General features: G+C 58.8%; 19 protein-coding genes. 15 read left to right on the top strand and 4 right to left on the bottom strand.

Annotation, left to right across the window (positions count from 1 at the left end):
* Positions 1-3: 3 nt before the first annotated feature.
* Together ACSBQS_RS10570 and ACSBQS_RS10565 are read right to left on the bottom strand one after the other, a co-directional pair.
* Positions 4-1272 (bottom strand): EpsG family protein, encoded by a 1269-nt coding sequence (locus ACSBQS_RS10570; protein ID WP_033650891.1) that lies wholly within the window; start codon positions 1270-1272, stop codon positions 4-6.
* A 97-nt stretch (positions 1273-1369) separates the two neighbouring features.
* Positions 1370-2152, bottom strand: a complete 783-nt coding sequence (locus ACSBQS_RS10565) for a prepilin peptidase (RefSeq protein WP_101452893.1) — start codon at positions 2150-2152, stop codon at positions 1370-1372.
* Between the two features lie 430 nt (positions 2153-2582).
* On the opposite strand from ACSBQS_RS10565, the gene ACSBQS_RS10560 reads away from it, so the two are divergent.
* Positions 2583-4094: a YchO/YchP family invasin gene (locus ACSBQS_RS10560; protein ID WP_101452894.1), complete on the top strand. Its 1512-nt coding sequence runs from the start codon at positions 2583-2585 to the stop codon at positions 4092-4094.
* Here ACSBQS_RS10560 and narL read toward each other — a convergent pair.
* Complete coding sequence (gene narL, locus ACSBQS_RS10555; protein ID WP_033643446.1) at positions 4091-4741, bottom strand: two-component system response regulator NarL; 651 nt, start codon at positions 4739-4741, stop codon at positions 4091-4093. The genes ACSBQS_RS10560 and narL overlap by 4 nt on opposite strands.
* A 10-nt stretch (positions 4742-4751) precedes the next feature.
* Entirely contained in the window at positions 4752-6536 is a 1785-nt protein-coding gene (narX, locus tag ACSBQS_RS10550; RefSeq protein ID WP_033643445.1) for a nitrate/nitrite two-component system sensor histidine kinase NarX, read from the bottom strand.
* 351 nt (positions 6537-6887) lie between these two features.
* Here narX and ACSBQS_RS10545 point away from each other — a divergent pair, with 351 nt between their 5' ends.
* The 14 genes from ACSBQS_RS10545 (at position 6888) to ACSBQS_RS10480 (ending at position 24505) form a co-directional block, all read left to right on the top strand.
* The gene (locus ACSBQS_RS10545; RefSeq protein ID WP_033650893.1) at positions 6888-8282 is read left to right on the top strand and encodes a NarK family nitrate/nitrite MFS transporter; all 1395 of its coding nucleotides are present in this window, start codon (positions 6888-6890) and stop codon (positions 8280-8282) included.
* A 771-nt stretch (positions 8283-9053) separates the two neighbouring features.
* Positions 9054-9953, top strand: coding sequence for a transcriptional regulator (locus ACSBQS_RS10540; protein ID WP_033650894.1), 900 nt, complete (start codon positions 9054-9056; stop codon positions 9951-9953).
* 178 nt (positions 9954-10131) lie between these two features.
* A complete protein-coding gene (locus tag ACSBQS_RS10535) occupies positions 10132-11094 on the top strand; it encodes an NAD-dependent epimerase/dehydratase family protein (protein WP_033643442.1) in 963 nt (320 codons plus the stop codon).
* 173 nt (positions 11095-11267) lie between these two features.
* Positions 11268-12317 (top strand): UDP-N-acetylglucosamine--undecaprenyl-phosphate N-acetylglucosaminephosphotransferase, encoded by a 1050-nt coding sequence (wecA, locus tag ACSBQS_RS10530; protein ID WP_033643441.1) that lies wholly within the window; start codon positions 11268-11270, stop codon positions 12315-12317.
* Between the two features lie 45 nt (positions 12318-12362).
* The gene (locus ACSBQS_RS10525; RefSeq protein ID WP_033650895.1) at positions 12363-13496 is read left to right on the top strand and encodes a polysaccharide export protein; all 1134 of its coding nucleotides are present in this window, start codon (positions 12363-12365) and stop codon (positions 13494-13496) included.
* A gap of 27 nt (positions 13497-13523) precedes the next feature.
* Positions 13524-15695 carry a polysaccharide biosynthesis tyrosine autokinase gene (locus tag ACSBQS_RS10520; protein ID WP_197666110.1) on the top strand — a complete coding sequence of 724 codons (2172 nt, stop codon included), beginning with the start codon at positions 13524-13526 and terminating at the stop codon, positions 15693-15695.
* A 4-nt stretch (positions 15696-15699) separates the two neighbouring features.
* Positions 15700-16989 carry a flippase gene (locus ACSBQS_RS10515; protein ID WP_047574802.1) on the top strand — a complete coding sequence of 430 codons (1290 nt, stop codon included), beginning with the start codon at positions 15700-15702 and terminating at the stop codon, positions 16987-16989.
* Positions 16979-17827 (top strand): ATP-grasp fold amidoligase family protein, encoded by an 849-nt coding sequence (locus ACSBQS_RS10510; protein WP_033643436.1) that lies wholly within the window; start codon positions 16979-16981, stop codon positions 17825-17827. The genes ACSBQS_RS10515 and ACSBQS_RS10510 overlap by 11 nt, the downstream gene beginning before the upstream one ends.
* A 134-nt stretch (positions 17828-17961) precedes the next feature.
* Entirely contained in the window at positions 17962-18867 is a 906-nt protein-coding gene (locus ACSBQS_RS10505) for a glycosyltransferase family 2 protein (RefSeq protein ID WP_033643435.1), read from the top strand.
* A gap of 1 nt (position 18868) precedes the next feature.
* On the top strand, positions 18869-19924 hold the full coding sequence (locus ACSBQS_RS10500) for a glycosyltransferase family 4 protein (RefSeq protein ID WP_072627462.1): 1056 nt from the start codon (positions 18869-18871) through the stop codon (positions 19922-19924).
* Positions 19925-19934: 10 nt separating this feature from the next.
* Positions 19935-20678, top strand: a complete 744-nt coding sequence (locus ACSBQS_RS10495; RefSeq protein WP_033643433.1) for a glycosyltransferase family 2 protein — start codon at positions 19935-19937, stop codon at positions 20676-20678.
* A complete protein-coding gene (locus ACSBQS_RS10490) occupies positions 20675-22558 on the top strand; it encodes a carbohydrate-binding protein CenC (protein WP_060660600.1) in 1884 nt (627 codons plus the stop codon). The genes ACSBQS_RS10495 and ACSBQS_RS10490 overlap by 4 nt, the downstream gene beginning before the upstream one ends.
* Before the next feature lie 12 nt (positions 22559-22570).
* Positions 22571-23557 (top strand): glycosyltransferase family 2 protein, encoded by a 987-nt coding sequence (locus ACSBQS_RS10485; RefSeq protein WP_108680955.1) that lies wholly within the window; start codon positions 22571-22573, stop codon positions 23555-23557.
* A 45-nt stretch (positions 23558-23602) separates the two neighbouring features.
* On the top strand, positions 23603-24505 hold the full coding sequence (locus ACSBQS_RS10480; RefSeq protein WP_046687282.1) for a glycosyltransferase family 2 protein: 903 nt from the start codon (positions 23603-23605) through the stop codon (positions 24503-24505).
* The last annotated feature ends 222 nt before the right edge of the window (positions 24506-24727 follow it).

Here is a 24727-nt window from a genome sequence, read left to right as displayed (position 1 = left end):
AGCTCACCACGGCGTGCCGGCGAGATTCAGCTTATTGAGGATTGTCGGCAGGCTGTCGGTCACCAGCGCCTGCAGATCGCCGTACCAAAACTGCTGCACGCCGACCTGGTTGATATACAGATAGGACGCGATGCCGAGCGAGAAGCACAGCAACGTTAGCAGCACCCGGCTTACCGCGTCTTTCAGATTGCCGCATACCATCACCATAAAGATCAGCACGAAGATCATCATGTTGAATGAATAGCGGTTGGCCACCTCTTCAAAGCTGATGGTGGCGAAGAACACCGCGCAGTTATAAAGGAACATCAGGCGCACGGCATAGGCGGCTTGTACAAACTGAGGCGATGGCGTGCGGAACTTGTAGCGGGCGAATTGATACAGCGCCTCCACCACGCCGACGTACAGCAGCGTGATTTGGATTTTGCGCACCGGGTTATTACCGAAGTCGCCGCTGACGTAGGCTTCGGCGCGCGAGGCCAGAAAGTCGTTGCCGACGACGGCGATCAGTTTAGGCATCAGCACCGCGCCGCCGAGGTAACAGGCGGCGAACAGCGCCAACACCGGCAGGGTGCCCACGGTGCGCCAGCGCGCGGGCAGCAGCAGATAGGGCAGAAACAGGAAAGCGGAAAAATGGCTGAAGGACGCCATCACGATCCAGAGCAGCATGCGGCCGCGGTGCTGTTCCGACACGGCCAGCACCAGGAAAGAGAGCGCCAGCCCCTGCCGCAACAGGTTGCCGTACAGCCCCTGGAAATTGTACTGGCAGCAGAACAAAAACAGGATCACGGCAAAGTAAGTGCGCGACAGGCGGTAAACGCCCAGCGCCAGCAGCGAAAAGCTGATAAGGAAGAAGGCGGCGAATGCGCCATTACCGACGCCAAACCAGGTGGCAGTCAGTTTAAACAACAGGTGCGAGACAAAGTCGGTGCCGGAAAACTGCGCCAACCAGTCCATCAGGCCGTAGCCGCTGTACTGCTGCATCTCAAGGTAGTAGTTCACCTTGTCGTTCATCACCGGCTCGAGGTTCTTCGTCGCCAGCGGCACCGCGGATATCACGGTCAGCAGCAGGAAGGCGGTGAGATTCAGCACGCGATCGGGTTGCTGGCGCAGCAGCATAAAGGCGGCGATCAAGCCGCTGCAAATCACTAACGATAAATAGGGGGCGAACCAAACGCCTGTGATGGCGACGGCGCCCAGCAGCAGCCATTGCACGGAAGAATGCGCCTGTTCGCTGTCGGGAAGGGCGGCGAGTGGCCTGACCGGGTTTTGCATGGGATGCTCCATGGCGTGATCCAGCTGGGGAACATAACACCGGGGCCTAAAGGGACACAGTGAGTTTTGGTGAAATAGGCAAAATTTCACCGGGTTATCATCCCTTGCCGGCAGCGGAAAAATGGCCGTCGGCGAGGCTGGGTAAAAACGGTGCGAAATGCGCAGAACCGCGTTCTGCCTCGATTTCATGTGGGGTTGATGCTGTGAAATAAATGAAATTCCACTGCGGGCCAGGTGAGCCGGGACCGGTCAGCAGGCATAGCCAGCCGGCCGCCGCTAACCCGATACCGAAAGGTTGCGGCGTTCGCCAGGCTCGGCGGTTGTGCAGGCCACGCGCCAACGCGACGCCCAATCCGAACGCCGCCGCCAGAAAGACCAGCAGCGGCAACATCGTCCAGCCAAGCCAGGCGCCCAGCGCCGCCAGCAGTTTGAAATCGCCTTGGCCGATGCCGTCACGCCGCTGCGTCAGCCGGTAGAGCGCATTGAGCAGCCATAACGCGCCGTAACCGGCGACGGCACCCAGCACGGCGTCTTCCAGCGGCGCCCAGCGAGCGTCAAGGTTGCACAGTAGCCCGCCCCACAGCAGCGGCTGAGTCAGTCGATCCGGCAGCCACCGATGGCGCCAGTCCAGCCAGGCCAGGGCGATCAGGAGCGCCGCGGCCGGCACTAACCCCCATCGAGGCGCTGCAGCCAGGCTCAGGGGCAGCGTCGCCAACGCCAGCCCCAGTGCCGTCAGCAGCGGCCCCTGAAGGCGCAACCTCTGTGGGCGACCGTTGACGCCCTCCACGCGTTCCAGCCACGTAATGAGCGCGAAGGCGATCAGGCCCGCCGACAGCAGCGCGGTGAAAAACAGCGCGTGCCACAGTAAAGAAAGCAACATCCGGACTCCGCCAGTCGTAAACAGACGGCTAAAATAACGGCAAAATGCGTATTTCATCAGGGGAAAACGCGGTCGGTTGTGAGGAATGCGCAGGCGTTCGCATCGCCACGCTGCGTATTGCAGGGGTGTACAATGCCCTGCGCGGTGGCGCGCAGCCGCGGGGTACTGTGCTTTTTATCGGCAAAATCGGCGCTAAAATGCGGTGAATTCACCTGGCGGCCGAAATGGATCGGTAAAGGGTACAAGTGACGACGTCACTTGGGAGCGATTGGGGTTTATCCTATTGTTTCTGCTCGCCAAGCCGTTAGGCTATGAGGATATAGGCGCTCCCGCCGGGCCGGGGACGTGAGGTTTTTCAGCGCTGTCCGGGAATGGCGGCGGCAAAGCAGTGGGTTGGCGTGCTCCAGGAAGGAGGGAAGCCAACGGTGTCATGAAAGACGTTATTCAGGCAGTACTCATCAAGACTAAAAAACGATTCTGGCGCCGACGCCAGACGGCGTGGCTGGCCGGACCGCTGGTGTGGCTGGCCGGCGCGGCGCCCGCGTGCGCCGAATCCCCACCGGCGCCGGACAGCGTTATCTCTTCCGAACAGGCCGGCGCAGATCCGGCGGCGAACTTGCCCGAACTGGGCGGCGCGCCCGACGACGCCGCACGCGAGAAGCAGTGGGCCGAGATGGCCAAACAGCTCGGCGAAAAAGATCTGAACAACGTTTCACGTCAGCAGATGCGCAGCCGCGCTGAAGATTATTTGCTGGGGCAGGCGACCGGTGCGCTGCAGCAACAGGCGCAAGAACTGCTGTCTCCGTTGGGAACCGCCCGGCTGTCGCTGAAGATGAACGGCGAGGGCGATTTTACCGGCAGCAACGGCCAGCTCTTCAGCCCGTTGTACGACGTCGATGGGTTGTTGACCTACAGCCAAATCGGCTGGCTGCAGCAAAGCACCGGGGCGCTCGGCAATGTCGCGCTGGGGCAACGCTGGATCGCCGGTGACTGGCTGCTGGGTTACAACACGGCGCTCGACAGCGATTTCGCTCGGCAGCGCAATCGCGGCAGCGTGGGGGCGGAAGCCTGGGGGGACTACCTGCGTTTCTCCACCAACTATTACTATCCGCTGTCGGCGCTGTCGCAACAGCCCGGCGATGGGGTATTTTTCAGCCGTCCGGCGCGCGGTTACGACATCACGACGCAGGGCTATTTGCCGTTCTATCGCCAAATCGGCGGTTCGCTCAGCTATGAACAGTACCTGGGCGAGAATGTCGATCTGTTCGGCAGCGGCAAGAAACAAAACGATCCGCGCGCGATGCAGCTGGGGCTCAACTATACCCCGGTGCCGCTGGTGACGATGAAGGCGTTGCATAAGATTGGTGCGGGCGGGCAGAGCCAGGATCAGGTGGAATTGGCGCTGAGCTACCGGCTCGGGGTGCCGCTGGTCAAGCAGATTTCGCCGGAGTATGTGGCGCAGGCCAAGTCGCTGCGCGGCAGCCGCTACGATCCTGTCGAACGTAAAAACGTGCCGGTGCTGGAGTTCCGCCAGCGCAAGACGCTGCAGGTGTTCCTGGCCACGCCGCCGTGGAGCCTGCAGGCGGGGGAAACCGTGCCGCTGGTGTTGGAAATCAAGGCGTTGCACGGGATTTCTCACGTCAGCTGGCAGGGGGATACGCAGGCGCTGAGCCTGACACCGCCGCACAATGCCAACGACCCGCAGGGCTGGACGGCGATCGTGCCGCCGTGGGATGACGCCCCGGGCGCCGCCAACAGCTATCGGCTGTCGGTCACGCTGGAGGACGACAAACAGCAGCGCGTGACGTCCAACTGGATAGAACTGAAAGTGGCGCCGCCGCTGACGGCGACCGCCGGTGATGAAGCGGATCAGCCGCCGATCCAAACCCTGACGCCGCCGCCGATCCCGGCGCAAACCGGGCCGCTGTACGGCGACGATTAACCGTTTTTACCCTGCAACACCCACACGGCGGCCTCGACGCGGGATTTCAGCTTCATCTTTTTCAGCAGGTGTTTGACGTGTACCTTGACGGTGCTTTCCGTGATGGTCAGGCGGCGGGCGATCAGCTTGTTCGGCAGCCCCTGGGCGATCAGCTTCAGGATATCCCGTTCGCGCGGCGTCAGTTGCTGAATATCGCGCTCGGCGCTTGGGCGGTTTTCCCGCAGGCTGGCGGCGAGGATCGGCGTCAGCGTTTCGCTGAGCACCATCTGCCCGGCCGCCGCCTGATGCAGCGCCTTAAGCAGATCCTCCGGCTCCATGTCTTTCAGCAGATAGCCATCGGCGCCGCGCTTGAGCGCGCTGACGACGTCGTCTTCATGGTTGGATACGCTGAACACCACGATGCGCCCCGACAGATCGGTCTGGCGCAGGCGATCCAGCGTTTCCAGCCCGTTGATGCCGGGCATGTTCAGGTCGAGCAGGATCAGATCCGGATCGTGCTGCTCCGCCAGCGCGACCCCTTGTTCACCGTTGCTGGCCTCGGCGATGACCTGCAGGCGAGCGTCCATGCCGATCAGCTGTTTTACGCCGTTGCGCAGCATGGGGTGGTCGTCGATCAGTAAGATGGTGGCGGCGGTTTCTGTCGTCATGGTGTCTCCGTTAGTCGATGGCGTGGTTATCCGGCGTGAAGCTGACCCGCACCTCGGTGCCGCCGCCGCTGCGCGGTAAAATGTCGCAGCGGCCGTGCAGGCTCTTGGCGCGATCGCGCATGATGATCAAGCCGTAATGGTCGGGGCGAGAGGTCTCGGCCGGGAGGCCGCGTCCGTTGTCGCATACGCTCAGGGTCACTTCGCCGCGTTTATTGATGACCTGAATGCTTACCTCGCTGGCGGCGGCATGCTTAAGGATGTTGCTGAGCGCCTCGCGGGCGATCTGCAGCAGGTGTATGGCCTGATAGGCCGGCACCGTGCGCGGCCCCAGCTGATAATCGAGGCTGATGGTCAGGCCCAGTTTGGGGTTGAACTCCGCGACCGTCGATTGCAGCGCCGCCAGCAGACCCGGTTCGGTCAACTGCAGACGGAAGGTGGTCAGCAGTTCGCGCAGTTGGCGATAGGCGCCGTTCAGCTCTTCACGCATCTGTTGCACCAGCGCCTGGCTGGCGGCAGAGAGCGTTTCCCCCTGCATCTGCAGACAGGCGATCTGCATTTTCAGGCAGGAGAGCGATTGGGCGATGGAGTCGTGCAGCTCGCGGGCGATCGCCGCCCGCTCCTCCATCAGCATCAACTGCTGCTGGTGGTCGACCTGACGTTCGATGGCCAGCACGCTGGTCAGCTGTTCCACCAGGGTATTGATCAGTTGGCGATGTTCATCGTTCAGCGGTTGCTGCGGCGCATGTTGCGCCACGATCACGCCGTAGTCGCCGAGCTTGTCGCTCAGGCTCCAGCTCAGCGACGGATTGTTGGGATACTGGCGGTCGCTGTCGTTCAGGCAGGCGCTGCACACCGGGTTATGGCAATGCTCCGGCCTTAGCGGTTGGTTGCCGCTCAGCTGCAGCAGCGGTTCCCGGCTGTCGTTTTCATACAGCCGCACCTGAATGGCGCGCAGCGGCGTCAGGGTTTGCAATTGGTTGAGCAGCGGCGTCAGGCGACTGCACAGCGGCTCGCTGGCGTGCAGCTGGCGGCTGGCGCGATAGAGGAAGCTAAGAACCTGATTTTTCTGCTGCAGGTCGGCGGTCTTCTCGGCCACGCGCTGCTCCAGCCCGCTGTAGGTGGCCGACAGCTCGTCGGACATGGTGTTCAACGCGCCGCCGAGCGACGCCATTTCATCCTGATGGCCGCGCTGCGCAAAGCGGCGGCTAAAATCACCGCGGCCTACCGCCAGGGCCATCTCCACCAGTTGCCGCCAGGGATGCAGCAACCGGCGCCGCAGGTAGCAGGTGGTACCGATCAACAGCAGTAGCGTCAGCGCAATAAAGCCGGCCTGCACCAGCGTCACCATCAGCAGGCGGCGTTCGGTTTGCCTGTCGATATCCGACACCAGCTTATCCAACAACCGCACGAAGTGCGCGACCTGGGGCGCGGCGTCGGCCGGCTGCTGCGCGCTGCGCAGGCGAGGTTGCAGCGTCTGTTGCCAATAGTCGCGCAGGGCGTTGAAAGGCTGCGTCAACCCTTCCTGCTCCACCGAACGCTGCAGGTCGGGGCTGTTTTCGTCGCGCTCCAGTTCCCGGATCAGCGCTTCGTGCCGTTCATCCAGCGGCACCTGCGCCAGCAGCCGGTAGCTTTGCATGCGCAGCGAGCCGGCCTTGTTGATGGCGTGCGCGTTGCCCTGAATGCTTTGCGACATCCAGGCGGAAATCCCCATGCCGGCCACGCCCAGCATGCCCGACAGCAACATCAGCAGGGCGACCTGATTCACGATCGAAAGCGGGGCCAACAGGCGTTTCATAAGTGCGGATTCCTGGCGTTTGGCGCCGCTGAAGCTCAGGGGCGAAGGCGGCGATGGGGCTAAACAAGTCACGATTCAGCCGTATTTTTGATTATCCCTGCGCATAACCCCATACCTCGAATGAAGTACCCATTAGTTTCCAGGGGCGCGTCGAGACGGCAAGAAAACGAAAGTGATAGTGATTAGTTTATTGATTTAAATGAATTTAATTTTTGGTTAGGGCGTACCCCTAAGGGGATGAAGGCGCCATTTCCGCCGCCAACTACTTGCATGCGGGTTGATATACATCAACTTTGCCGCAGGGGCCGCCCCCTAGGGTGTGCGGAATGATCCCCCGTGTCTGAGGTTTTTATGTCGCAACTTGCAACGCCTTCATCAAAGAAAACCGGTGCGCTGATTCAGGACTGGCGCCCTGAAGACAGCGCTTTTTGGCAGCAGCGTGGCCAGCGCATCGCCACCCGCAACCTGTGGATTTCCATTCCCTGTCTGCTGCTGGCCTTCTGCGTCTGGATGCTGTTCAGCGCCGTCGCGGTCAACCTGAACAAGGTCGGCTTCAATTTTACCACCGACCAGCTGTTTCTCCTGACGGCGCTGCCGTCGGTCTCGGGCGCCATTTTGCGCGTACCGTATTCCTTCGTGATCCCGCTGTTTGGCGGCCGTCGCTGGACCGCCATCAGCACCTGCTTCCTGCTGGTGCCCTGCCTGTGGCTCGGGTTTGCGGTGCAGGACAGCAGTACGCCGTACAGCGTGTTCGTCATTATTTCCCTGCTGTGCGGTTTCGCCGGCGCCAACTTTGCTTCCAGCATGGCCAACATCAGCTTCTTCTTCCCGAAAGCGCGTCAGGGCGGGGCGTTGGGGCTCAACGGCGGGTTGGGCAATCTGGGCGTCAGCGTCATGCAGCTGGTCGCGCCGCTGGCGATTTCCTTCAGCCTGTTCGGCCTGTTTGGCGGCACGGCGCAAAACCAGGTGGAGGGGGGCCAGCTGTGGCTGGAAAACGCCGCCTGGATCTGGGTGCCGTTCCTGCTGGTCGGCACGTTGGCGGCCTGGTTCGGCATGAACGATCTGGCGGCGGCCAAGGCATCGCTGCGTCAGCAACTGCCGGTGCTCAAGCGTGGGCATCTGTGGATGCTGAGTCTGCTGTATCTCGCGACCTTTGGCTCTTTCATCGGTTTCTCCGCCGGCTTCGCCATGCTGTCGAAGACGCAGTTCCCCGACGTGGTGATCTTGCATTACGCGTTTTTCGGGCCGTTCCTGGGGGCGCTGGCGCGGCCGGTCGGCGGCGCGTTGTCTGACCGTTTCGGCGGTGTGCGGGTGACGTTGATCAACTTTGTGGTCATGGCCGTTTTTGCCGCGCTGTTGTTCCTGACCTTGCCGAGTGCGGGCGAGGGCGGGTCGTTCATCGCCTTCTACGGCATCTTTATGGTGCTGTTCCTCACTGCGGGGCTGGGCAGCGGATCGACTTTCCAAATGATCGCCGTTATTTTCCGCAAAATCACCGTCGATCGCGTTAAAGCGGCCGGCGGCAGCGATGAAAGCGCGCAGCGTGAGGCGGTAACCGATTCCGCCGCCGCGTTGGGCTTTATCTCGGCGATTGGCGCCGCCGGCGGCTTCTTCATTCCGCAGGCCTTTGGCACCTCACTGGCGCTGACCGGTTCACCTGCGGGCGCGATGAAAGTGTTCCTGGTATTTTACATTTTGTGCGTCGTGATCACCTGGGCGGTGTATGGCCGCAAGAAAAAAGCCTGAGTGTCAAACGACTTTCTCTATCCCTCCCGACAAGGGAGGGATATTTCGTTCATACCGAAACTTCTCTCTTCTCCTCCTCAGTGAAATTTTCTGCCTTTAGGTAAAATTCTCACCCCCGCTTGCCGTTTTTTTCTTTTTTTATAGTTATATCTCTCAATGTATGAATCCTTTCTCACAAAAGGTTTATATTATTCACGCGGTTTTTTCGTTTTGTTGAGCGTGTTCTTACTATTAAACAATTAATGCTTTTTCCTGCGTTTAAATGAAATTGCTTAGGAGAATACCTAATTGATGTGCGTATTATAAAATCAGCAATAGGGTTTTGTCTTAGATGCTGCGCCCGTTGGATGGAATGAACGCCGGAGTTAAATCAGATAACTCTCATTCTGTTTTTTCCGTCTTTTTGTAGTCTATCTGACGTTCAGATTAGGTGGAAAAACAGAATGAATTCAGGGCGAAGAATGAAATTTCACAATTTCATTCGATTAACAATCAAGCAACGCCGTTAGTTTTTTCTTTCTAAATCAAAGAGGTGCTAGTTTGAATTTTACGGTAGCCAGGAAAGAAATCCATGTTGCCAACAGGGAAATAGAGTCGTTTGGATAAACGGAACATCCTGAATCAGGCTTAATGTAAAAAATGAAATCAGAAAATTTTTATAAAAGCCAATATCCGATGAATGCAACCTGTTGAGTTTACATTTAATTTCTTGAACATTTTTTGATATTTCTATACAAAGTGTGCAGGACAGGCACGCTAAGGAAATTAAAAGTGAATCTTGATAAAAGAATAAAGATTAGGAATCTCGATGTTCTGACTCCTGCCGGGGAGAAATTCCGTCTGCGTTGGAAGGAGTATCAAATTCTTTCGCTGCTTGTCGCCAGATCCCCCGAGCTGGTTACCCGAACGGAAATTATAGAAAATATCTGGAAAGGAACCTATTGTTCAGATTCAACGATAAATCAAACAATTAAATCCATTCGTCAGAAAATTAGCGATTCGGAACACACGCTTATCAGAACCATTCCACGCTTGGGTTACAAGGTGGAAAATCAAGCGGCTTTTCACTTTATATCTGAAGATGAAGACTACGCCGATGATGATATATTAAACGGTAACGATGATATTGACGTTGATATTCAAGCGGAACTTTCTGAAAGTGAAAATGAATCGCCTGTAGCCAACGACGAGAAAATAGTTAAGCCGCGTAAATCGACCCTCGTTTCTGCGCCTGTTGCGGCGATGGATTCCTCTCAAGATCCGGCGCATGAAAAGAAGTCGCTATCCGTGCGCCGCTTTTTCAGCGTGCCTGCCAGTCGCGTGGTGAAATACCTGACGGTGTTCGCCTCGTTACTGGTTATTTCACATTTTTCATATGTCCTGGGCAACCAAACCCGTCCGCCGGTGATCAATGATATTCAGAACAACACGCGCGTGGTGTTGACGCTGACGCTGAATAATCCCCATACCAACAGCCCGCAAACGCTGTTCTGTCTGTACCAGGGAGAGAACATGGATCAGGCCACCATCGAATGTGTCGATCCTAAACAAGGCCAGCTGAAATTGCCGGTAAAATATGAGACCTCTTCCTCCACCGGTAAAGGTCGGATTAATCTCATATTGCCGAATAAAACCTTGCAATATCAAGTTGCTTACGATGTTAAAAATTAGCGCTGAATGAGGTTTTATCTATAGCGATAATTTTACATTTGATGAAATCTTTTATTTCATTATTTGTTATTTGAAAGCCAGGTTCGATTTGTCCAGTCTGGAACTCATTACCTAACGCGTATTAGCGCCTGTCCCAATCGGGTGACGGGAATAATGAGAACCTGCTGAGTGACAAATTATGGATAAGCGTAAAGTAGCTATTATCGGGGGTTCCGGTTTTATCGGAACACGCCTGGCGAAACGTCTCAGTAAGCGCGATGATCTGACATTGGTCATCGTCGATAAGCAACCCAGTGCACATTTTCCATCCCTTTATCAGTATGGCGATGTGACTCAACCTCAGACTTTGCAAGAACCGCTGGCGGGCTGTGACGCCATCATTAATCTGGCGGCGGAGCATCAGGACAATGTCGATCCCATTTCGCTCTATTATCAGGTCAATGTCGAAGGCGCACGTCATGTCTGCATGACCGCCTCTGCATTGAATATCCGCCAAATCATTTTCACCTCCTCGGTCGCCGTTTACGGGTTCGTCAAGCAGGAAACCGGCGAAGAAGGGCGTTTCGAACCTTTCAACCATTACGGCAAGTCCAAGCTCGAGGCGGAATATGTTTATGAGGCCTGGCGCAAGGCAGACGCCGCAAATAAATTGACCATCATCCGTCCGACGGTGGTGTTCGGCGAAGGCAACCGCGGCAACGTGTATAACCTGTTCCGCCAGATCGCCAGCGGCCGTTTCGTGATGATTGGCAGCGGCAATAATATGAAGTCGATGGCTTACGTCGAGAATATTGCTGCACGGCTGGAGCATGCGTTGGATCAGCAGTCCAGTTATCAGGTCAGCAACTATGTCGATAAACCGGACTTTACGATGAATCAGCTGGTCGACGTTATTTCCTCTTCATTGGGCAGAGAAAATAAGACGATTCGCATTCCTTACGCCTTGGGAATATGCGGCGCAACCGCATTGGATGTCGTGAGTAAAATAAGTCGCAAGAAATTTCCAATTAGTCGCGTCAGAGTGCAGAAATTCTGTGCCAGAACGCAATTTAAAAGCAATGTGCAGAATAATTTCGTGGCGCCGGTCGAACTTGATTCGGCAATCGAAAGAACCATTAAACATGAGTTTTCTGATAGATAACTTAATCGCACGCTGACGTTATTTCGATATTTTCGCTGACAAGCGGATAAATCTGCATTTTCAGGATTAGCGCATGCTGACTTATATCCTGGCCGGATCAATTTTGTTTTTGTTAATAGCGCATTGGGAGCTGTAACTCAAGGGCGGTAGCGTGCTTATTCGCTGGAGGAACGATGTTATATCAACTGAGCGTGATATTTGTGCTGGCGGTGGCGTGGGTGCTTATTGCCCGCCGCGCCGCCTTGGTGGTGGGGTTAGTGGATAAGCCCAATGCGCGCAAGCAACATCTGGGGCACATTCCGCTGGTCGGCGGCATCGCCGTGTACCTGACGCTGATGCTGATGACGCTGTGGCAACCCGCCTGGCTGCCCGAAAGCACGATCTACCTGCTGTGCATAACGGCGCTGGTGGTGTTGGGCGTGCTGGATGACCGCTTTGATCTGCCCGTGGCGCCGCGCGTCATGGTGCAGGGAGGGATCGCGCTGGCGATGATGCTGGCGGCAGGGATGCAACTCTCCTCGCTGGGTTATGTCTGGGGGCATCAGGAAGTGATGCTCGGCTATGGCGCGTTGCTGCTCACGCCGCTGGCGGTATGGGGAGCGATCAATGCCTACAACATGGTGGATGGCATCGATGGGCAGTTGGGCGCATTGTCCTGCGTCACCTTCGTCGCGCTGGCCATCGTGTTCGGGCTGGGCGGCCGGGAAGACCTGGCGCTGTGGTGTCTGGGCCTGATCGCCGCTCTGGCGGCTTATCTGCTGTTCAACCTGAGTCTGTTCGGTGCGCGCAGCAAGATCTTTATGGGGGATGCCGGCAGCATGGTGATCGGCTTCAGCGTGCTGTGGCTGGTGTTGCTGGCGACCCAGGGACCGCAGGCGGTGATGCGCCCGGTGACCGCGCTGTGGCTGATCGCCATTCCTCTGATGGACATGGTGACGGTGATGGTGCGCCGCCTGCTGCGCCGCCAAAGCCCATTCAAAGCGGGGCGCGATCATTTGCACCATATTCTGATGCGTCGCGGACTGAATGCGCGCCAGGCGCTGGCGATGAGCACCATGCTGGCGGTGACGCTGGCCTGCATCGGCATCTGCAGCGAAGTGCTGAAACTGCAAGAGAGTTTGATGCTGGTGGCGTTTCTGCTCTGTTTTTGCGGCTATTTCGCCCTGTTGCGCGAGCCGCGTCAGGCGACGGTGTTCAGCGATAATCCGACCGTCGGCCGTTAATCCCCTCACGGGCTGCGGCGGCAGCCCGTTTATCACGGTACTTCCATGAATTTTCATTTGCCTCTTTTGATGCCGTTGGCCTTTACCTCCGCGCTGTTGAGCGGGTGTACGGTGATTCCTGGCTCACATTTACCTACCAGCGGAAAAGCCGTCGTCGTGCAGCAAGACGACGGTTTTGATTTGAATAACCAGGTGCAGGTCTACCGCATGTCGCCGATGTTGCTGCAGAAAATGCGGCGCGTAGAACCGGTCGCCCGGCCGAACCCGGCGCTGGATCAGCGGCTGCAGAACTATCAATACCGTATCGGCGTCGGCGACGTGTTGAACGTCACCGTCTGGGATCACCCTGAGCTGACTACGCCGGCCGGGCAGTACCGCAGCGCCAGCGACACCGGTAACTGGGTCCATGCCGATGGCACGATTTTTTATCCCTATATCGGGCGAGTGGCGGTGGTGGGCAAAACCGTCACCGAAGTGCGCAGCCTGATCGCCGGCCGTCTGGCGCAGTATGTGGAAAGCCCGCAGGTGGATGTCAGCATCGCCGCTTTCCGTTCGCAGAAGGCTTATGTGACCGGTGAGGTGAAAACCTCCGGCCAGCAGGCGATCACCAACGTGCCGCTGACCATCCTGGATGCGATCAACGCCGCCGGCGGCCTGACGGAGAACGCCGACTGGCGCAACGTGGTGCTGACCCATCAGGGCAAGGATCGGGCCATCTCGCTGCAGGCGCTGATGCAGCGCGGCGACATCAGTCAGAACGCGTTGCTGCAGCCGGGTGACATCCTTTACGTCCCGCGCAATGACGAACTGAAAGTGTTCGTGATGGGCGAAGTGGGCAAGCAAGCGACGCTGAAGATGGATCGCAGCGGCATGACGTTGACCGAGGCCCTCGGCTCTTCCGAAGGGATCAGCCAGACGGTCGCGGATGCGACCGGGGTATTCGTGATCCGGCCGAGCGGCGGCAAAACGCCGCAGCGGCTGGCGACGCTGTATCAGTTCGATCTTTCCGACGCCAGCGCGCTGGCGATGGGCGCTGAATTTCAGCTGCAACCTTACGACGTCGTGTACGTCACTGCGGCGCCGGTCGCGCGCTGGAACCGTTTGATCAGCCAGCTGGTGCCGACCATCAGCAGCTTTAACGATCTCAGCGAGGCTACCTTGCGCGTGCGCAACTGGTAAATCCGCAGGATGAATAAGGAACAGAAAATGAAGAACAATGCGCTGTCCGTGATGGTGGCCGAACAAGATGAAAAGCTGGAGTGGGAGCGTCTGGTAGGGCCGCTTTGGGATAACCGCTGGCGGATCGCCGTCGTAACCGGCGTGGCCGGCGTGCTGGGCGTCGCCTATGCCCTGTTGGCGACCCCGGTGTATCAGGCCACGGCGGTGGTGCAGGTGGAGAAACAGTTGTCCGGCGACTCGCTGCTGCGCGAAACGCTGGACAGCTCGATGGGGCAGAATTCGGCGACGCAGGATGAAGTGACGCTGGCCAAGTCGCGCTACGTGCTCGGCAAAACGGTGGATGCCCTTGGCCTGACGGTGCGCGTCGAGCCGGACTATTTCCCGGTATTCGGTAAAGGTTTTGCCCGACTGAGCGGCGAAAAGGCGCCGGTGCTGGACATCACCACGTTGACGACGCCGCCGGAAATGGAGGGCGAAGCGCTGACGCTGACGGTGCGCGATGGGCAGCATTACGAGCTGAGCCATGACGGCGCCAAACTGTTCAGCGGCGCGGTCGGGCAGCCGGTGGCGCAGGGCGGATGGAACATGGCCGTCTCGGCGCTGGACGCGGCGCCGGGCGCCAGCTTCACGGTGGTCAAAGTCGCGCGCCAGAAAGCGGTGGACGATCTGCGCAAAAATCTTGACGTAGTGCCGGGCGGTAAAGACAGCGGCATCATGACCTTTACGCTGCCGAGTGAAGATCCGCAGCGCGCCGAGGCGGTGCTGAAGAACATCACCGACAACTACCTGCAGCAGAACGTGGATCGCAAAACGGAAGAGGCGCAGCGAATGCTGGCGTTCCTGCAAGAGCAACTGCCGCAAACGCAAACCTCGCTCAACAACGCCGAAACCCAGCTCAATCAGTTCCGTCAGCAAAACGACTCGGTGGATCTGTCGCTGGAAGCCAAATCGGTGTTGGACACGCAGGTGCAGCTCGAAGCGCAGCTCAATGAACTGACCTTCAAGGAAGCGGAGATCTCCAAGCTCTATACCCGCGCGCACCCGGCTTACCGGGCGCTGCTGGAAAAGCGCGCCACGCTGGAAGCGGAAAAGGCGCGGCTGGGCAAACAGGTGCAGACGCTGCCGAAAATGCAGCAGGAGATCCTGCGTCTCACCCGAGACGTGCAGGTGGATCAGCAGGTTTACATGCAGCTGATGAACAAGCAGCAGGAGCTGAGCATCAGCAAGGCCGGCACGGTAGGCAACGTGCGCATCATCGATGAAGCGGAAACCGCCATTCGGCCGATCCAGCCGCAAAAGATGCTGATCGTGCTGTTGGCGCTGCTGCTGGGCGCCGGGGGCGCCGCCGCGGTGGTGCTGTTGCGCGCGGCCTTCCACCGCGGCATCAATGATATCGATACGCTGGAGAAGCGGGGCATCAACGTCTACGCCACCGTGCCGCTGTCGCCGTGGCAGGTGAAGCGCAACCGCGAGCAGCGTCATCTGTTGCCCAAATCCGGCGGCCGGCGCCTGCCGATCCTGGCGGTGGCTGAGCCGACGGATCTGTCGGTGGAGGCAATCCGCAGCCTGCGTACCAGCCTGCATTTCGCCATGCTGGAAGCCAAAAACAATATTCTGATGGTCTCCGGCGCCAGCCCGGAAAGCGGCAAGAGCTTCACCAGCACCAACCTGGCGGTGGTAGTGGCGCAGGCCGGGCAGCGGGTGTTGCTGATCGACGCGGATATGCGCAAAGGCTTCCTGCATCGCTGGCTGGCCGAGGATGGACATCGCGGTTTGTCCGACATGCTGGTGGGCGACGTGATGGCGGAACAGGCGGTGCGGAAAACCGCCATCGCCAACCTGGACTTCGTGCCGCGCGGCCAGGTGCCGCCGAATCCATCCGAACTGCTGATGCATCGCCGCTTCGCCGACTTCCTGCGCTGGGCCGGGCAACACTACGATCTGGTGCTGATCGATACGCCACCGATTCTGGCGGTGACGGATGCGGCGATCGTCGGTCATCACGCCGGCACCTCGCTGCTGGTGGTGCGTTTTGAAGTGAACACCGTCAAGCAGATCGAAACCAGCATGCGCCGTTTCGAACAGAATGGCGTGGCGATCAAAGGCGTGATCCTCAACGGCATGGTGAAAAAATCCGCCGCCGATGCGGGTTACTACGCCTTCGCCTATCCGAGCCATCAGGAAGAAAAGGTGCCGTAAGCGCATGAAAGCGATGCTGATGAACTCTTTGTGGTTAATGCTGGAGCGGGTATCGCTGAGTCTGTCGGGGATTTTCGTTTCGGTGTACGTCGCGCGCTATCTCGGGCCGGCGCAATACGGTTTGATTAACTACTTGCTGTCGGTGATCGCCATCGCCGTGCCGCTGGTGCAGCTGGGGGCGGACGCAGTGCTGTTCAACCGCGTCGCCAAACGGCGCCGGAGCGGCATGCGGCTGATGCTGGCTTCGATGCGCATCCGCCGCCAGCTGTTTGCGCTGATTGCGCTGCCGCTGATGGTCTGGACGCTGTTGACGCAGGATCGTACCAACCAAATCATGATGCTGCTGATGTTGATCAGCGCGTATTTCTCCGTGCAGGACGTCTACAAAATCTATTACGACGCGCTGCTGAAGTCGAAGTTGAACACGTTGATCAACAACGTCGCGCTGTTGCTGTCGATCGTGATGCGGCTCGGCCTGGTGTACGCGCAATTGCCGCTGGTGTGGTTTGCGCTGCCCTATGTGCTGAGCAGCCTGCTGCCTTATGCGGTGCGCTGGGTGCTGTTCCGTCGCGAGCAGGCGCAGATGCCGGCGATCAGCGGCAGACACAAACGGCGCTACGGCCGCTACCTGTTCAGCGTCGGCTTGCCGCTGGCGATCTCCAGCCTGTCGATCGTCATTTATACGCGCATCGATCAGATCATGCTGGGCAACTATTTGGGAGAACACAGCGTCGGGCTTTACAGCGCCGCCATCACGCTGAGCCAGGGGTGGGTATTCGTGCCTATCGCGCTGATCATGTCGATGATGCCAGGCGTGGCGAACGCCGGTTCGGAGCAGGAACAAGAGGCGCGCATTCGCCAGCTGTATCTGATGGTGCTGGTGCTTTCGATGCCGGTGATAGCGGTGCTGTCGCTGTTTCCGCAGCAGATAGTCGCGCTGATGTTCGGCGAAAGTTACCGGCAAACGGCGACCATTTTGGCGCTGTGCTCGGTGACGTCGCTGTTCTCGGTGATGGGAACGGTGTCTTACCGCGCCATCGTGCTGTTCAGCGGCTATCGATTCATCGCCATCAAAATGCCGCTGGCGGCGTTGGCCAACGTGGTGATGAATTTCATCCTGATCCCGCGCTACGGGATCATGGGCGCGGCGATATCGACGTTGATCACGGAGTTTATTTCATTCTTTGTGCTCAACAGCTTTTTCAGAGGAGGAAAAATTACGCGTTTGCAGGTGACTTGCTATCGGTGTTTTCCGCAATTAATAGGGAAGGTACGAGAAATATATGTTAAATAATCTGGTGAAAGGGTTATACCGACGTATGCCCGATGCAATATATCATCAGTTAAAATACGCAATGTTTTTCCGCAAGGTGCCGCATCTGGCCCATCCGGTGGGGTACAGCGAAAAACTGATGCGTAGGAAAGTTTATCCACTGGCGATATATACGCAGCTATCCGATAAATATCGGGTGAGAGAGTATATCGAACAGCTATGGGGTAAAGAGTATTTGATCGATCTTTACGCGCACGGCAACGAATTTACGGAAGAGATGTATCAGCAGCTGCCCGAGTCGTTTGTGATTAAAGCCAACCATGGCAGCGGATATAACAAGCTGGTATTTGATAAAAGCCAAACCGGTTATAACGAACTGCGGGTGTTGACCAACAGTTGGCTGCGGCAAAGTTTTTATCAGGTTTATCGCGAGCGGCATTATAAAGATATTCCACCTTGCATCATGGTGGAAAGAATGCTGATCGACGAAGGGCAAATACCGAACGACATCAAGATCCACTGTTTTAATCTTGACGGTGAGGTGCGCTTCTTTATTCAGATCGATTATCAGCGCTTTATCGATCATCGCCGCGATTTCTTTGATGCGGACTGGAACCGCACCGAGATCCGCATGGGCGTGCCGAACAGCGACGTGCCGATGTCGCGCCCCAGCGGGCTAAAGGAGATGCTGCGGCTGGCGCGCCAGGTGGCGGAACAATTCTCGTACGTACGCGTCGATTTTTATCAGGTGCAGGATCGCATTTATTTTGGCGAGCTGACTTTCACCCCGGGGGCCGGATTACAACGGCTGATGCCAGAAACGATTGAACAAGAATGGGGAGGGTATTTTCATACGTAGCTGAAACAGGCCGTTGGCTGCGCGTACTCGACCCGAGGCGGGGGGATAACCGGGCAGGGATATGCTGCGATAACAAACTTTTTCTCTGGCATCAGGCTGCACTCGCCAGTTGATAATAGCTTTTGAGGTATTAAATGGACTTATCAATTGTTATTCCCGCTTTTAATAATTCAAACCATCTCGCCGCCACGCTGGCGCGCATGACCCATTATTGCGCCGGTTTTGATTATGAAATTATCGTGGTCGATTATTCATCGGAAGCCGGTGAGTCGGAAAAGATACACGGACTGTTGGCGGCGAATCATCGCGCCAGACTGCATGAAAGCCGGGTGCGCGGCAATATCGCCGTCGCCTGCAATATCGGTTTTCGCCTGGCGCGTTCTGAGGTGGTTTTTTTTCTGGAACCGGAAGATATGTTTGGCACCAATTATATCATCCGGCGCTTGAGACGGCATGAGGACACGCGGATCGATATCGTGTTCGGCAATTACACCACGGTCAACGACAAGAATGTGCGCAGCTACGTGTTTAATTATCAAGAGGGTGTGGCCGGGGAAGATTTCTTATTTATCGAGATGGGGGATATTCGCACCTCGACCATCAGCGTGCGCAAGAAACAAGACCGGCGGTTTTTATTTCCGGAGTTTTTGGCCCGTTACCAGGACTGGGGGTTTTTGGTCAACGCCACCAACCTGGGCGCCCGGGTGGTTCACGATCAGGGCGGTGGGGTGTTCATCCGCTGCGGCGACGAGGATCTGAACCGCTGCCGATTGAACATCGACGCCAGCGAACGCTTTATCGATACCTATCTGCAGGCCAGCGGCCGTTACATCAGCGGCTTTGCCTGTAAACACCTGCTGGCTTCGCTGTACAGCGAAGATCTGCAGGCTTTCAACTACTACTCATCGCGCATGGAGCGCCACACCCTGAGCGGCAAATTCAAGGCGATCAAGCTGTATGGCGACTGTCTGGCCAGGCTGGGACTGTTTCCATTGGGGGGGAGGCTGCTGCGCACGGCCCGCGAGGGATTACGGAGGTGACATGCAACCGCGGAAAATCGCAATTGTAATCGAAGACATCGGCGGCAAAGGCGGCACCGAACGGGTGGCCAGCAGCCTGGCCAATGCGCTGACCACCCGCTTCGGCCACCAGGTCGAACTGATATCCATCTGCGGGGATCGGGCGTTCTATCCGCTGGAGCCGGCGGTGACGCTGCGCTTCATGCGCGGCAAGACGCTGCTCTGGCCGTGGCGCCTGGCGCTGTTCTTACGCCGCGGCCGCTATGACGCCATCATCACCGTCTCGATGGGGAAACTCTCGGTGATCATGGTGCCTTACCTGCGGCTGTTGTGTCCCGGCAGCCGGTTGGTGCTGAGTGAACATGTCAGTTTCCACCAGTATCCGTGGCCGATGAAGTGGCTGAAGGTGCTGATCTACCGGCTGGGCGATCGCACCGTGCTGCTGACGCAAAAAGATCTGGCGAATATCGGCCGCTGGGTGCCCGCCCGCAAATGTCGGGTGATTGAGAACGTGTCGCCGTTTCCGCTGCGGGCGCCGCACCCGGAACAGCAACAGCCGGTGGCGCTGGCGGTCGGCCGACTGTGCCACCAGAAAGGCTTCGACCGGCTGATCGCCGCCTGGCGGCAGGTGGCGCAGCAGGCGCCGGAGTGGCGGCTGCACATCGTCGGCGATGGCCCGGATCGGGCGGCGTTGCAACGGCAGATCGCCGATTACGGGCTCGACGATCGGGTGCAGCTGCTGCCGGCCACCGCCGATATCGCCGGGCATTACCGGCAGGCGAGCCTGTTGCTGATGACCTCTCGCTACGAAGGCCTGCCGATGGTGCTGATCGAAGCCATGAGCTTTGGCCTGCCGCTGGTGGCTTTCGACTGTCTGACCGGCCCGGCGGAGCTGATCGACGATCGCGAGAACGGTTATCTGGTGGCGGACGGTGACGTCGACACCTTCAGTCAGCGCGTCCTGGCGCTGATCGGCGACGGCGAACTGCGTCGCCGCTTCTCCCACCGTGCGTTGGAAAAGGCGCAGCGGTTTGTGCCTGAACGTATTTACCCCCAGTGGCAAGAGCTTATCGTCTGAGGTAATCATCATGGAAAAAGTGTCCGTCATTATGCCGGCTTATAACGCCGCCGGTTTTATCCGCGAGTCGATCCTTGGCGTATTGAATCAAACTTATCAGGACTATCACCTGTATGTGATTGACGACGCCTCCACCGACAACACCGCTGAGGTGGTCAAGCCGTTCATTCACGATCGGCTGACCTACATCCGCAACAACGCCAATCAGGGGGTGGCCGAAACGCGCAACATCGCCATCGAGGCGGCGCGCGGCGACTACATCGCGTTTTGCGACAGCGACGATGTTTGGCACCCGAATAAGCTGGCCCGCCAGGTCGGCATCCTTAAAACCCAGCGTTACGACGTGGTCTGCTCGCACTATTACACCTTCGAGAATGACCTGGCGCAGGTGAAAAATTACCGCGGCGCCGGGGAGATCATCGCCTACCGCGACATGTTGAAAAGCAACTGGATCGGCAACCTGACCGGCATGTACAACCAGCGCCGGGTCGGCAAGGTCTACCAGCGCAAGGTCGGGCATGAAGACTACGTGATGTGGCTGTCTATTCTGGAGCGCGCGCGCAATCGCCTGGCGTACTGCATTCCGGAGCCGCTGGCGTTTTACCGGCTGTCCGCCAATTCGCTGTCCGGCAACAAGATCCGCGCGGCGGACTGGCAGTGGCAGATCTACCGTCGTCATCTGGGGCTCTCTTATCAAAAATCCTGCTATCTGTTCTTCTCCTACCTGTACAGCGCGGTGATGAAACGACAATGACCAGCAAAATCTTGAACGCAGCCTGCGTGCTGATCGGATGCGGGCTGGCGGCTCAGGCCGGGGCGGCGGGCTGCGAGACCAATCTGCTGACCAACCCCGGCTTTGAGCAGGGACAGACGGGCTGGTCGCTGCCGCCGGCCAAGGTGATCTCCGGCGGCCGCAGCGGCCGCGCCAGCCTGTACTACAGCAATCCTGACCCGGCGGAGTATCACCAGATGCTGCAAACGCTGCAGGTGAAAGCAGGCCAGACGATCGCGTTCGGTGTGTGGGTGCGCGGCGATAACCTGCGCGGCAAAGGCGATCAGCCGGGCGCCGGGGTGTACGTCGAAAGCTATGACGCCAAGGGGCGCCACCTGGCCGGCAGCTACCCGCAAGGCCTGCTGGGCAGCAGCGGTTGGCAGCCGGTGGAGGGCAGCTTCACCGTACCGGCAGAGGCCACCACCACCGTACTGGGGCTGTATATGCGCAAGGGCACGACCGGCAACGCCTGGTTCGACGATGCCTACGTTTGCAGCCAGCCGACGGCGCCGGCGTTGTATCAGATGCGCGCCGGCGGGCAATCGGCCTCCAGCCTGATCGAAGTGCAGCAGCCTCAGGAAGTGCAGGTGGAAAGTACGCTGCTCGATAGCCAACGCACCGCCGTGCGGCAGGAGAGCCGCCGCTACCATGTCGCCGAGCGTCAGCGCGTAGAGTTCTCGCTGCCGGCCAACCTGGCCGCCGGCGAGTACCGCCTGCAGCAGCAGGTGACGGACGTGGCGTCGAAGCACAGCCGGAGCAGCGAAATGCCGGTCAGCATCGGCGAGGCGCCGCCGAAAGTGGCGTTGGACGAGCAGGGCTATACGCTGCGGCAGGGCAAGCGCTTCTTTCCGCTGGGCATCTACATGTACGGCAACATGGCGACCGATGAGCATCTGGCGCGCATCCGCGATGCCGGTTTCAACACCGTGCTGAATTACAACTACGGCGCAGGGCGCGACCCGTACGCCTATTTCCGCAAAACGCAGCAGTACGGGCTGCAGGTGATTTTCTCGCTGAAGGATTTCTACCCCGGCCTCGACTCTGCGCCGAAAACGCGCCTGAGCTACCCGCAGTTGACGGCGTCTTATGTGGAGAAGTTTAAAACTCAACCGAACCTGCTCGCCTGGTACATCAACGATGAGCTGGCGCCGAAGTACGCGCCGCAGATAGAGCAGATGCATCTGCAGGTGAAGCAACAAGACCCTGACCATCTGACCTTTCAGGCGCTGAATCAGACCGGCGCGCTCAACGCCTATTTCAACAGTTCCGATGTGTTGGCCAGCGATCCCTATCCGGTCGGACGCGATGCCGACATGACGCGCACGCTGGAATACTCGCGCCTGACGGTGCAGGTGGCGCGTCAGGCGAAGGGCGCCTGGCTGGTGATGCAGATCATGGATCACGCCGCCTATGAGCCGCACCGCAAGCCGCGCCAGCCGAGCGAAGCGGAGATCCGCAACCAGGCCTGGCTGGGGCTGATCGGCGGCGTCAAAGGGCTGCTGTTCTACTCCTATACCGACCTGTTCTATAAGCGCCGCAGCGGTGATTTCAACCAACAGGAATTCGACGGTATTTGGCAAGGGGTTGCCCGCGTGGCGCAACAGATCGACAGCTTCACGCCGTACCTGCTCTCGGGCGAAAGTGCGACGCTGTCCGGCAACAACACTGCCGTACCGGCGCGGCTGTTTATCGACGGCGAGCGCGGCCTGGTGCTGATCGCCAACCCGTACTATCGGCCGATGGCCGCCCGTTTTGACCTGCCGCCCGGCTGGCGCTGGCAGGGACAGCCGCAGATCGACGCCAAATTGCCCGCAGTGGGCAGCAGCGCGCTGTGGGTGCAACGAGACACTAGCAATCAATAAGGATACCCGTTCATGACTATCACGCTAAGCCTGATCGTCCCGGTGTATAAGGTGGAAGCCTACATCGAAGCGTGCCTGGACTCGGTGCTGAGTCAATTGCCCGACTGGGCGGAAGTGATCCTCGTCGATGACGGCAGCCCGGACGGCTCCATCGCCGTCGCGCAAGAGGTGCTGTGCCGTTATCCGGCGTTGAAAACGCAGGTCAGCATCCTGCGCCAGGATAACCAGGGGTTGAGCGCCGCGCGCAACGCCGGGATCGCCCATGCCGAAGGCGAATATCTCGGTTTTCTGGACTCCGACGACGTGCTGCTGCCGGGCTATTTCAGCATTTTGGGGCGCCTGCTGGCGGATAACCCGCAGGTGGAGATCGTGGCGTTCAACGCCCAGCGCTTCTCGCGGCTGAAAAACGGCCAGATAGAACCGGATGGCCTGATGGCGATCGTGCCCGGCAACGCCGCGCCACAGGAGCGCGAGCCGCATATGGCGCTGCTGGCGGACAGTTTTAACCGCAGCCTGTGGTACGCCTGGGCGCGGATTTATCACCGTTCGCTGTTCAACGACGCCGCGTTTCCGGCGGGGCGCAACTTCGAGGATATCCAGCTGATCCCGCAGCTGTATCTGAAAGCGAACCGCATCGTGGTGTGCGACACGCCGTTGGTAGGATACCGCGCTAACCCCAACGGCATCACGCGCGCGCCGAAGCGGCGGGATTTGGACGATCTCGATTACGCCATCGAGCGCGCTGACAGCGGGCGTCGCCGCGAGGGGGGGAAGGGATTCCACTCGGTGCTGTTCGTCACCACGCTGAAGGCGCGTCTGCTGGTCGGGCTGGACTTCTTCGGCCTGCGTGACGCGCTGCGGGAAACCGCCGAGCTGAAACGGCGTTATGCCCGGCTGCGGGCGGAGGAGCGGCAAATGCTCAGCCGCAAGAACCGCCTGTTCTACCGCAGTCCGCTGGTCTACTACCTGATGGCCAGTCTCTACAACCGTTTCGGGTGAATCTGACCGTGCCCGAACGACGATAAACCCGTGTGGAAGCCCATTATGAGTATCAAAGTCAGCGTCATTATTCCGACCTATGGCCGCAGCGAACTGCTGGCGCGCGCCATCGACAGCGTCCTGGCGCAAACCCATCAGCCGGTGGAGATCGTGGTGGTAGACGATAATCCGCCGGATCATCCGCAGCGCCAGGCCACCCGCGAACGGCTGGCCGGCTATATTGCCGCCGGGCAGATCGTCTATTGCCCGCGCGCGCGCAACGGCGGCGGGGCGCGGGCGCGCAACAGCGGCATCCTGCGCGCCACCGGGGAATACCTCACTTTTCTGGACGACGACGATTATTACCACCCGGAGAAGATCGCCCGTCAGCTGGCCTTTATGCAGCGCGGCGATTACCCCGTCAGCCTGTGCGATATGGATATTCTGCAGGACGGCCAAATCAGCGCCGAGCGCTATTACCGCGCCCGCTGCGACGGCCTGGAGGACTTCATGCTGGCCGGCGTCGCTTACACGCCGATGATCATGCTGCGCCGCGAGGCGGCGATCGCGGTGCGCGGGTTCTTCAATACCCCGCGTTATCAGGATCATATCTTCATTTATCGCCTGCTGGCGGCGGGCATGCGCATCGGCACGTTGCACGAGCGCCTGGCGGTGCATAACGATCACGACGGTGAGCGTATTACCTCCAGCCCGAAAGGCATCATCGGCTATCACAACAAAATGCAGTTCGAGCGCCGGTTGATGCCGCAGATTTCGCCGCGGGCGCGCAAGGTGATGCGGCTGCGCCACACCTGCATCACGTCGCGCATCATCACCGACAGCCGAAGCCGTCTCGGCGGCGTGCTGCACGGTATGAAGGGCATCATCTACGTCAACAGCGGAGTGATGGCCGGCGTTTACATGAAGAACATTCTGCGCAACGTCTTCTTCCGCGGCGTCCCTTTTTGAAACCCGACGCGGGGTTTTCCCCCGCGTCCTACCCCCAAATACCCCGTCTTGCCTCCCGCCCGTTCGCCTTCATCTTGAGATTCTGATTTATTCGTTTTAATTCAATCAATTAATCCTATTTCTCACCCCTATACTTTGGTGGTATTTCCCGCCCGGCGCACGCGTCGCCCGCCGCTTTCTCTTGATCGCAATCAATTTGCCGCCGGTTGGCCGTCAGTAGGC

The sequence above is a fragment of the Serratia sp. H402Y genome (genome assembly GCF_051172415.1).
GTDB lineage: Bacteria > Pseudomonadota > Gammaproteobacteria > Enterobacterales > Enterobacteriaceae > Serratia > Serratia ureilytica.
The sequence above is the reverse complement of the archived record's forward strand: the minus strand, read 5'-3'. Positions and strand labels throughout refer to the sequence as shown.

Coding starts and splice junctions, on each gene's coding strand:
- ACSBQS_RS10570 (WP_033650891.1), bottom strand. CDS start 1,272: ATGCAAAACCCGGTCAGGCCACTCGCCGCCCTTCCCGACAGCGAACAG.
- ACSBQS_RS10565 (WP_101452893.1), bottom strand. CDS start 2,152: ATGTTGCTTTCTTTACTGTGGCACGCGCTGTTTTTCACCGCGCTGCTG.
- ACSBQS_RS10560 (WP_101452894.1), top strand. CDS start 2,583: ATGAAAGACGTTATTCAGGCAGTACTCATCAAGACTAAAAAACGATTC.
- narL (WP_033643446.1), bottom strand. CDS start 4,741: ATGACGACAGAAACCGCCGCCACCATCTTACTGATCGACGACCACCCC.
- narX (WP_033643445.1), bottom strand. CDS start 6,536: ATGAAACGCCTGTTGGCCCCGCTTTCGATCGTGAATCAGGTCGCCCTG.
- ACSBQS_RS10545 (WP_033650893.1), top strand. CDS start 6,888: ATGTCGCAACTTGCAACGCCTTCATCAAAGAAAACCGGTGCGCTGATT.
- ACSBQS_RS10535 (WP_033643442.1), top strand. CDS start 10,132: ATGGATAAGCGTAAAGTAGCTATTATCGGGGGTTCCGGTTTTATCGGA.
- wecA (WP_033643441.1), top strand. CDS start 11,268: ATGTTATATCAACTGAGCGTGATATTTGTGCTGGCGGTGGCGTGGGTG.
- ACSBQS_RS10525 (WP_033650895.1), top strand. CDS start 12,363: ATGAATTTTCATTTGCCTCTTTTGATGCCGTTGGCCTTTACCTCCGCG.
- ACSBQS_RS10520 (WP_197666110.1), top strand. CDS start 13,524: ATGAAGAACAATGCGCTGTCCGTGATGGTGGCCGAACAAGATGAAAAG.
- ACSBQS_RS10515 (WP_047574802.1), top strand. CDS start 15,700: ATGAAAGCGATGCTGATGAACTCTTTGTGGTTAATGCTGGAGCGGGTA.
- ACSBQS_RS10510 (WP_033643436.1), top strand. CDS start 16,979: ATGTTAAATAATCTGGTGAAAGGGTTATACCGACGTATGCCCGATGCA.
- ACSBQS_RS10505 (WP_033643435.1), top strand. CDS start 17,962: ATGGACTTATCAATTGTTATTCCCGCTTTTAATAATTCAAACCATCTC.
- ACSBQS_RS10500 (WP_072627462.1), top strand. CDS start 18,869: ATGCAACCGCGGAAAATCGCAATTGTAATCGAAGACATCGGCGGCAAA.
- ACSBQS_RS10495 (WP_033643433.1), top strand. CDS start 19,935: ATGGAAAAAGTGTCCGTCATTATGCCGGCTTATAACGCCGCCGGTTTT.
- ACSBQS_RS10490 (WP_060660600.1), top strand. CDS start 20,675: ATGACCAGCAAAATCTTGAACGCAGCCTGCGTGCTGATCGGATGCGGG.
- ACSBQS_RS10485 (WP_108680955.1), top strand. CDS start 22,571: ATGACTATCACGCTAAGCCTGATCGTCCCGGTGTATAAGGTGGAAGCC.
- ACSBQS_RS10480 (WP_046687282.1), top strand. CDS start 23,603: ATGAGTATCAAAGTCAGCGTCATTATTCCGACCTATGGCCGCAGCGAA.